Here is an 8,262-nt window from a genome sequence, read left to right as displayed (position 1 = left end):
AATTATATCGAAACCCAAAGGGAAATGCAAGAGAAAAGTCGCCCCGAGGTCATTTTTTTAGGCCATTTCTCGGTCGGCAGCTAATGAGTCAGACTCGCGCCAGAGCCGCATAGTAAGTCCGACAGGCTGCTAGAAGGCGGATAGGAGGCATTGGTGGGGGTAGTCGGTAGCATCCGGAACGATCGTCCCTGATTCCTCAAGGTGAGCTCGAATTTGCCAACAAGCCCGGTTTCCGGCCCTCCTTTCCTCAGACGTTCAACATGTTCCAGGTCGGCAGGACGGGGACTGCTGCCGATTCCGGCGGACCGGACGGGGATTATCGGTACGGCCATGGGGGATCCTGACTGGGAGTCGCCGGTCAATCATTTTGGCAGGGAGAGGGAAGGGAACGTCCCGAGAAAGCCGGGGAAATCCTTTTCGCTGCTATCGCAACAGCTGCGGCAGAAAAAGAGACACCGCAGGAAAGGCAATCAGGGTAATGAGTCGGGCAATGTCCGCCAGGAGAAAAGGGAATATGCCTCTGAAAATGGTGGAAAGGGGAACGTCGCTGGCAATCCCTTTAATGATATAGACATTGATGCCCACGGGTGGCGTGATCATTCCGATTTCCGAAATCACCACCACAATGATGCCAAACCAGGTGAGGTCAAAGCCCAGCTTTTCCACCACCGGCGCAAAAATGGGGACAGTGATGAAAACAAGGGGGAGGGTTCCCATCACACATCCCAAACCAAAACAGATGGCCGCAATGGCGGCGATGATGGCAACGGGTGGAACGGAGAGTTTCGTTGCGTAATTGGCCAGCTCCATGGGGAGTTGTGTAGAGGTCAGAAAATAGCCATAGATGGCCGTGCCAATTACCACCAGAAATACCATGGAAGTGGTACGGCCCGTGGACAAGAGCGCGTGGTAGAGGTTCTTCCCGGTGATGCGTCGGCGAATGAGGCCGAAGACCAAAGCACCGGTGGCCCCGATGGCGCCCGCCTCGGTAGGAGTGAAAAGACCTCCGTAAATACCCCCCATAATCAGCGCAAAGAGACATAACACCTCCCAGGTATTTCCCAGGGATTTTATCCGTTCCCCCAAGGAAAACCTAGGGCCTGCGGGTCCCACTTCGGGATTGACCCGTGTCCAGAGCATGATGGCGATCACATAGTAGAGGAGCGACAACAGCCCCGGAAGGATGCCGGCAAAAAAGAGTTCTGCGATGGAAATCTCGGTGAGCACGCCGTATATGATCAATATCACGCTGGGGGGAATGAGAATTCCGATGGTACCGCCTGCGGCAATGGAGCCGGTGGCCAGGGTATCGGCGTATTTGTAACGCTTCATTTCAGGCAGCGACACCGCCCCCATGGTAGCGGCCGTGGCCAGGGATGATCCGCTGACCGCAGAAAACGCACCGCAGGCCAGCACCGTGGCCATGGAGAGCCCCCCTTTGAAACGGCCCACCCATTTGTAGGCCGCCCGATAGAGTTTCTCACTGAGTCCCGCCTCAAAGCAGAGTTCCCCCATGAGGATAAAAAAGGGAATCACACAGAGGGAATAGGAAGCGGTCATGGAGTAAGGAACCGTTCGGAGAAGGCCTAATCCCGAATCGGCGCCAAACAAAAGGGCCATGCCGAAAAACCCCAAAAATCCCAGAGCCGCCCCGATCAGCATGCCTGAGAAGAGAAAGATCAGAAGCGCCACCATACCGAGATATTGGCCCACTTCCAGTTCCATTTCCAACCCTGCGAAGGGAAGGATCACCAGTAGACAGGCAAGCACAATGGCCGTGGTGGTTCCTGGGACATGATGGTTTCTAAAGGCATGGGCCGCTTTTTTCAGAAATTCGGTCATCGTGCTGATGGCAAAGAGAAAGAAGCCCAGACAGACTATCCACATGATCCAGTGCAGCGGAATCCGCAGGTCAAAGGTGGCGGTGCCGTCATTCATCCGGATAATGGATTGAGCCAGACTCTGCCAGCTGAGGATGATAAAAAACAGACCCTGCACCAGGGATGTGGCCACCGCAAGGATCTCTTGTGCTCCTTTGGGCAAACGTGCGGTTATGAAATCCACTGAAATGTGGTTCTGGGTGATCTGGGTGTAGGCAATTCCGCAATACACCACGATGACAATCATCAGCTCTTCCAGTTCCACCGTCCCCATCAGCGGTTGGTTGAACATGGCCCGGCTGATGACGTGAGCCGTCACCAGGATCACCATGAGCAGGGAGGTGCAGGCGCCAGCAGCGTTCAGATAGCGGGCTATGGGTTCAACGCGTTTTTCAAATCCTTCTATACGCTCCGTGAACGACATGCTTTCCTCCCTGCCCAGTTTGACCTATTGGTGCTTATCGGCTCTTTTCAGCCATGACGGCCAATGCCTTATCGAGCAGCTTCTGAGGATCGGCATATCCCTTGGCCTTGGCCTCCTCGATCCATTGGTTACGGACCGGTGCTATTTTTTCCGCCCACAGCTTTTTCTGGTCCGGAGACAGAGAGAAGAACTTGTCCCCTTTCTTGGCCATCCAGGCCACATCTCCTTTCTGGGCCGCATCAAATACCTGACCCGATTTCTTGGCTGCCGCAAGACCGCTGATGGCCTCAATGGCCTTCTTGTCCTGATCTGATATTTTGTCCCAGGCGTCTTTGTTTACCGAGATGAAAAAGGAGGCGGCCATCAAATTGGCGTTGGTATGAAAACGGGTCAGATCCGCAATTTTTTGCGTGCGAAGCGGGGCATAGGGGAGAAAGCACCCTTCCACAACACCTTTTTGCATGGCCAGGAAGACCTCCACCATGGGCATGGCTTCAGGGGAGGCGCCCAGGAGTCTCAGAATTTGGGTCTGGGTGGCGCCGCCTGCACTGATGATCACATTCTGAAGCTCCTGCAGGTTCTTCACCTCCTTTTTGGTGAAATGAAGCTGAAATGCCGGGTTCATATAACTCCACAACACCTTTACGCTTTTGAGCTCATTCTGCAACTCAGGGGTTGACTGATACATTTCCCAGAGGGCCTCACTGTTTTGAAGCGCCTTTTCGCCCGCCACCATGGGCTGATCCATCACCGAGTTCAGGATCAACCGGCTCCGGGCATAAACAGGGAGTACAATACCGATGTCCCCCACCCTGGAAGAGACGGCGTCCAGTGCATCCTTGGGCTTGAACAGGGCATTTGAGTAAAACATGGTCACCTTGACGCGCCCTTCTGTCACCTTTTTCACCTCATTGGCCCAGGGGTCAAACACCTCCTTGCACAGGGGATGTTTGGGGCTGTACATGACGTTAAACCGCAAATTCAGCGCACTGGCTGAACCTGCCAGCATAAAAACGCTCAAGAATAATCCCATCGCCACCATCCATTGCTTCTTTTTCATTTTCTGGTTTCCCCCGTTCTAAAGGTTTACGTATGACTGCCCTCAAACACGGTGTTTGAAGAGCTTACCCATCTTTAGGTTCATCCACCTTGGACACGCACAGCTGCGGCCCGGGATAGGGGAGGGTGCCCTCCACTTCCACCACCCCCTCCTCAGGTTTCCAGACACTGCCCGGAACCCGGAACCGGCTTCTGTCCAGTTTGGGGATCTCCTTTTCATCCGGCCTCTCCAATTGCGGAACCCAATCATAGGGGACCCGATAGGCCCGGTATACGAAGTTCGCATTCTTGTTTATGCCGTAGTAGGGGCTGACATATTCCCAGACGATTTCAAATGCCTCGGTCACCTCAAAGATACGTCCTGAAGAGCCTTCGGTAATCAGTGTATTGCCATTGGCGAGCCGCTGGACCGAACTGATGAGCGGGGAATAGAAATCACTGTTGTTCATTTTGGGCAAGAAGCCGGCTTCTTCGTAGCTGTACTGCCAGATCACCTTGAGGGTAATCGGATTAAATTCGATAATGCGTGAATAATCCCTGAGGGCATTGTTGTGTCCAGTGGGCGCCCCGGGGTTGGGTGAACCGTATCCAGAAAAACCGCCGTTATCAAACACCAGGATATTCCCTTCTCCGGGCAGACCTCTGGGAATCATGTGTGCATGGTGCTGGCCGATAATCCATCCCAGTTCCCGAACGGCCTGGTTTCCATCATAATCCGGCCCGACCTGCCAGACAATCCTGCCGCTTTCCTTATCCGTAACGGCGATGATATTGCTCTGACGTCCGTCCCAGATGATGTTGTCCGGATGAAAACGTTCATCGCCTTGATCATACCAGCGGTTGGGCCCGAGAGTGGAGATGCTGTTCATGTGCATCCAGTCCCCCACCTCCCCTTTGCCCACCACCATGGTGGGGTTGCGGCACAGGGCATTGCGGGCCGCCTCGCTGAAGTCCATTTCATCAAAATGTTCACTGCACACCCATTCCCAGATGATATCTCCCTCCCAGTTCACCTCGTAAATCACGTCATCCAGGAGCGGTTTGTCGCTGATTCGGGGATCTCTCACATCTTTATGGCCCAGAATCAGGGTATTGCCCCCCTCCACCAACGGGGTTAATCCCGGTGCGTAATAGCCCACAGGACTCCCTTCCCTCTGGTAATCATGGTGCTGCCGGGCCATCCACATGCCTTCCTGTCCCGGATCTTCAATGTATTCATACTGGTCGAACTTCCAGACCACGTTGCCGTCCCAGTCTACCTGCACCACGTCCATATAGTCCATGAAGCCGTATTTTGGGCTGCGCACGCCGAGGCTGCCCATCACCTGACCGCCCGGGAGCAGCTTTGTGGGAAATCCGTGGAGCCCTTTCCAGAGGTGAACCACATTTCCGTTCATATCCACCAGAGCGCATCCGGTCTCCCGGGCGATGAAGAGTGTGTAACCGCTCCAGCATTTGCCCGGGTCAAAAAGGGTGGTTCCGGTGGGGTAGATTGTTGGAATACCCATTGATTTATCTCCTTATTTTCAACATTTAGGGGTAAACGACCAAAGGGTGCAGATGTCGGAATACGGCCCCCTTTGTCCAAACCTATTTTGCAATTTGCGTCATCACCATATATTGTCTGGCCGAAGTCCGGTATTTAAAGAAAGCATTCGCCGGAAGCGGTTCAGCGCTCTTTAACCTGTCGTCAACCGCACTGTCTGGATCAAAGGGCCTCAGTTCATAGGGATGTTTCTTTGATCCGGTCGCCTTCTCAATGGTTTTGGCGGTCTCGCCGATTTCTTCCGGGGTCAGGTAACGGACGGTGTCATCTTTTGGAATCATCGGGGCTACAATACTGTAAAACTGATAGTCCGGGAACCGTGCCGCAAGCCTGATGGACGTTTCCAATGCATTCGGGTCAATGGATTCCCCTGCCAGCGCTTCATACAGCTCGGCCGGGCCTTTCACTTCCATGACAATCCGATCCCCCAGATTTTCATCATGAACCGCCTTGAGCACCTCGGGGTTGCGGCCATCGGTGGTCAGCAGGATCTTCAGATTGTTTTGCTTTAAATAGGCCATTACCTTCAAGAGATCCCCGGCCCGTGAAGGGTCCCCGCCCGAAATGTTGAATCCGTCAATCCATTCGCCATGAAGGGTACTGCGACCGATGAACCCGTCAAGGCCATTTCCTGCCACGAGATGACCGATCACCACGCTCACCCCCTGGCGAATGACGCTGCCATCGGTGTAAACGGGAAACTCAACACCATCCTTGTCACGATAAATCTCCGCCCGATGGACCCGGTAGAATTTTGCAAAAGCGTCTTTACCGTCGGCCTCGATGTCGTATTCCTCGTAGTCCATGCCGTTTTCCTTCATGAACCGTTTGGTGATATGGCATCTGGCGCACCCCGTAGCGCTGTAGATTTGGTGGGTCATTTTTTCAGGCTTGCGCTCGTTGGCTTTCTGCTGCCTGTAGGCATCTCTCAACTCCAAAATCGTACGAGAAGCGTTATCGTTTGCCAGCAATCGCTCCTCGGGCGACATCCCTAAGAACATGGCGACCAATCCTTGTCCGCACCGGATTGGTGATCAATTTTGGGTTCGTCAGACATCTATGACCTCTTTCGAACTATGAATCCATCCTTGTTAGCGACCAATCAGAGGCATAAGCGGCGGGCGGGGTTAACCGGAGTTGTCTCAGTAGACCGCCACGCTGGTTATTTCGAGATACGTCTAAAAACCGCGGTATCCAGCCAGTCCGTTTTAATGCCATGGTTAAGCATTTTGTTTCGCATATAGTATTCAAGAGAAGTAATAATGGGCACCGGGACATCTTTCAAAATTTAGCAAGTTCCGACTCAACTGAATAACTGGCGTTTTTTGCGGTGGATTCCTCCGCTCCAATGAAAATTCGATAGCCACATAAAATTTACTCATATATGTCTGTATAGTCCCTTTTTAAGCAGCTGTTTGGGACAACACGGCGCTTCGTCTGTATTGGCTGGGGTTTACCCCGAACCACCGTTTAAAAGCTCGATGGAAGGCGCTGGTCTCGGAAAATCCCAAGAGATAAGAAATTTCGTTGATCGAAAATTTTGTCTCTTCAAGATAGGCCTGAGCCAACTGCTTTCTGGTTTCATTCAATAGGGTCTTATAGGAGACGTTTTCTTCTCTCAATTTTCGATACACTGTCCGGCTGCTCAGATGCAGTTCTTTGGAGATTGTCTCCATGCTAAAATTCCATGAGTCCAGGTGTTTTGTTATTACTTTTCTGACTTTGTCCTGAAAGCGCTTACTTTGATCCAATTCAATGACCAACTTTTCAGCATGTCGGGAGAGAATTTTTTGGCTCCCCATAAGAATTTGTGGGTTAATATTTGTTTTATGATGGCATAACTATTCGATATAACGACTATATTTTTACACCTCTAACCATTTGTATACCTCTTAATAATAGAGCGATTCATGTAAAGCAGGCTTCTTAGCTGAAGAAACAAGAAGTCTACCTCCACAAACGCTCTTGTTTCTGCTTATTTTTGAGGGGAACGATTAAAGTAACATGGTTTCAATAAGTTATAGTCTTTTGGCAAAAGATGAGCCCTACCCATAAGGAGAAAGAACGTGAACTCGCCTTCAATGGGAAGTTGTCCGGGTTTCTGATTTGATCATTTGCTACCCACAAATTCTTATGAGGAGCCGATGTTCTATTGTTGGGTAATGATTTCTTCAACGCGGTTCGCTCGACACGGTTTCTCAATTGGCGATCCCCGGACATCGTCCCCCTCATCCCCTCTACAACACTGCTGACCCCAACTGAATCGGGAAATATTGAATTCCCTGCCGATCTCCTCCAAATTGTGTCTCCGCAGTGACAATAAAGTGGAGATAATCCTCATTCTTTCTGAAGACAGACTCCCCGTCTCCCCCTGTTCATTACATGCTACCAAGCATCCGGATATTCCATTCTCAGCGGTCTGAACATAATTCTTCTTTACAGCAGCGCTTAATATGAGTCAAGCGTAGACCCTTTTATGTCTGTCAGGTTATTTCTTATGGACGCAGCTTTATAAATGAGTTCATCGTCCGCAATATCGAATACTTGGATCACGAATTCACCTTTTAAGGGATCATCAATCAGATTCCATTTGGATCCACCCCAAAAAGGTTCTGCGCTCAAGGACAGAAACTCAACTAAGGACTCGTCTTTACTCCCCGTATGCAGGTAATCCATTCGCAAGGTCTTGTTTTCAAAACGCACTTCATAATCAGAGTGATCCGACGAGCAGGAACAAAAGAGTAAGAAAACCAGCAGACAGATCCAGTGCGCTTTTGACTTTATGTTGTCTTTCCTTTTTCCCATCCCCGCCGTCCCCTATTCTTGAAAACAGCATCGCCCCGGAGATCTCCTGTCAGCCGGTTTTGTCACGATCCAGCCTGTCTTTCAAGTATTGAAACCCCGGCGTGATGCCTTCGGTCAATCCCATGGGCAGGAAGCTCTTGACCGGAACCCCCATATTCATCTTCCCTCCGGTCTTAAAGAGATAGGGCATGGTCTCGGCCAGCATGCCGGCCGGGATGCCGATCCCGATCTCATGGTCCCCAATGCCGGCAAACGCCCTGTCGCCCATGCCCGGAATAACGACCTGCGGGCGGCCGGTCAGAAAGGGGAGAAGGCCGCCCTTGACGCAGGATTCTCCAAACCCTTCAAATGCGGATGCGACCGGTTTCTTGTAGTCATAGCAGAGCATATGAATGAGATGGGTGATGAAGCAAACGGCCCCGCCCCTTCTGCAGGCGCATCTCAGTATATGGGGTCCATCAATCCAGATTAAACGATTTATGAGACAGGTCTAAACTCGAATACGAGAGAAGTTTCTTCTCCTGGCACTGACTGCCGGACCCGAAGGT

The 8,262-nt window shown here is 51.6% G+C and carries 7 protein-coding genes; all 7 read right to left on the bottom strand.

What is annotated here, in order from left to right:
- Positions 1–423: 423 nt before the first annotated feature.
- Positions 424–2,304 (bottom strand): TRAP transporter large permease subunit, encoded by a 1,881-nt coding sequence (locus K9N21_23390; GenBank protein MCF8146862.1) that lies wholly within the window; start codon positions 2,302–2,304, stop codon positions 424–426.
- Positions 2,305–2,338: 34 nt separating this feature from the next.
- A complete protein-coding gene (locus K9N21_23385) occupies positions 2,339–3,364 on the bottom strand; it encodes a TRAP transporter substrate-binding protein (protein ID MCF8146861.1) in 1,026 nt (341 codons plus the stop codon).
- Positions 3,365–3,428: 64 nt separating this feature from the next.
- Positions 3,429–4,871 (bottom strand): aryl-sulfate sulfotransferase, encoded by a 1,443-nt coding sequence (locus tag K9N21_23380; protein MCF8146860.1) that lies wholly within the window; start codon positions 4,869–4,871, stop codon positions 3,429–3,431.
- Positions 4,872–4,953: 82 nt separating this feature from the next.
- Positions 4,954–5,910: a hypothetical protein gene (locus K9N21_23375; GenBank protein ID MCF8146859.1), complete on the bottom strand. Its 957-nt coding sequence runs from the start codon at positions 5,908–5,910 to the stop codon at positions 4,954–4,956.
- A gap of 402 nt (positions 5,911–6,312) precedes the next feature.
- Positions 6,313–6,585 (bottom strand): helix-turn-helix transcriptional regulator, encoded by a 273-nt coding sequence (locus K9N21_23370; GenBank protein ID MCF8146858.1) that lies wholly within the window; start codon positions 6,583–6,585, stop codon positions 6,313–6,315.
- 772 nt (positions 6,586–7,357) lie between these two features.
- Positions 7,358–7,714, bottom strand: a complete 357-nt coding sequence (locus tag K9N21_23365) for a hypothetical protein (protein MCF8146857.1) — start codon at positions 7,712–7,714, stop codon at positions 7,358–7,360.
- 49 nt (positions 7,715–7,763) lie between these two features.
- Positions 7,764–8,195, bottom strand: a complete 432-nt coding sequence (locus tag K9N21_23360; protein ID MCF8146856.1) for a DUF169 domain-containing protein — start codon at positions 8,193–8,195, stop codon at positions 7,764–7,766.
- Between the last annotated feature and the right edge of the window lie 67 nt (positions 8,196–8,262).

The organism is Deltaproteobacteria bacterium, assembly GCA_021737785.1.
GTDB lineage: Bacteria > Desulfobacterota > DSM-4660 > Desulfatiglandales > Desulfatiglandaceae > AUK324.
This window is presented reverse-complemented; position numbering and strand designations above follow the sequence as displayed.

Bases quoted from the DNA above. Each gene is read 5' to 3' on its own strand.
- K9N21_23380 (MCF8146860.1), bottom strand. From the start codon at position 4,871: ATGGGTATTCCAACAATCTACCCCACCGGAACCACCCTTTTTGACCCG.
- K9N21_23390 (MCF8146862.1), bottom strand. From the start codon at position 2,304: ATGTCGTTCACGGAGCGTATAGAAGGATTTGAAAAACGCGTTGAACCC.
- K9N21_23375 (MCF8146859.1), bottom strand. From the start codon at position 5,910: ATGTTCTTAGGGATGTCGCCCGAGGAGCGATTGCTGGCAAACGATAAC.
- K9N21_23385 (MCF8146861.1), bottom strand. From the start codon at position 3,364: ATGAAAAAGAAGCAATGGATGGTGGCGATGGGATTATTCTTGAGCGTT.
- K9N21_23370 (MCF8146858.1), bottom strand. From the start codon at position 6,585: ATGGAGACAATCTCCAAAGAACTGCATCTGAGCAGCCGGACAGTGTAT.
- K9N21_23365 (MCF8146857.1), bottom strand. From the start codon at position 7,714: ATGGGAAAAAGGAAAGACAACATAAAGTCAAAAGCGCACTGGATCTGT.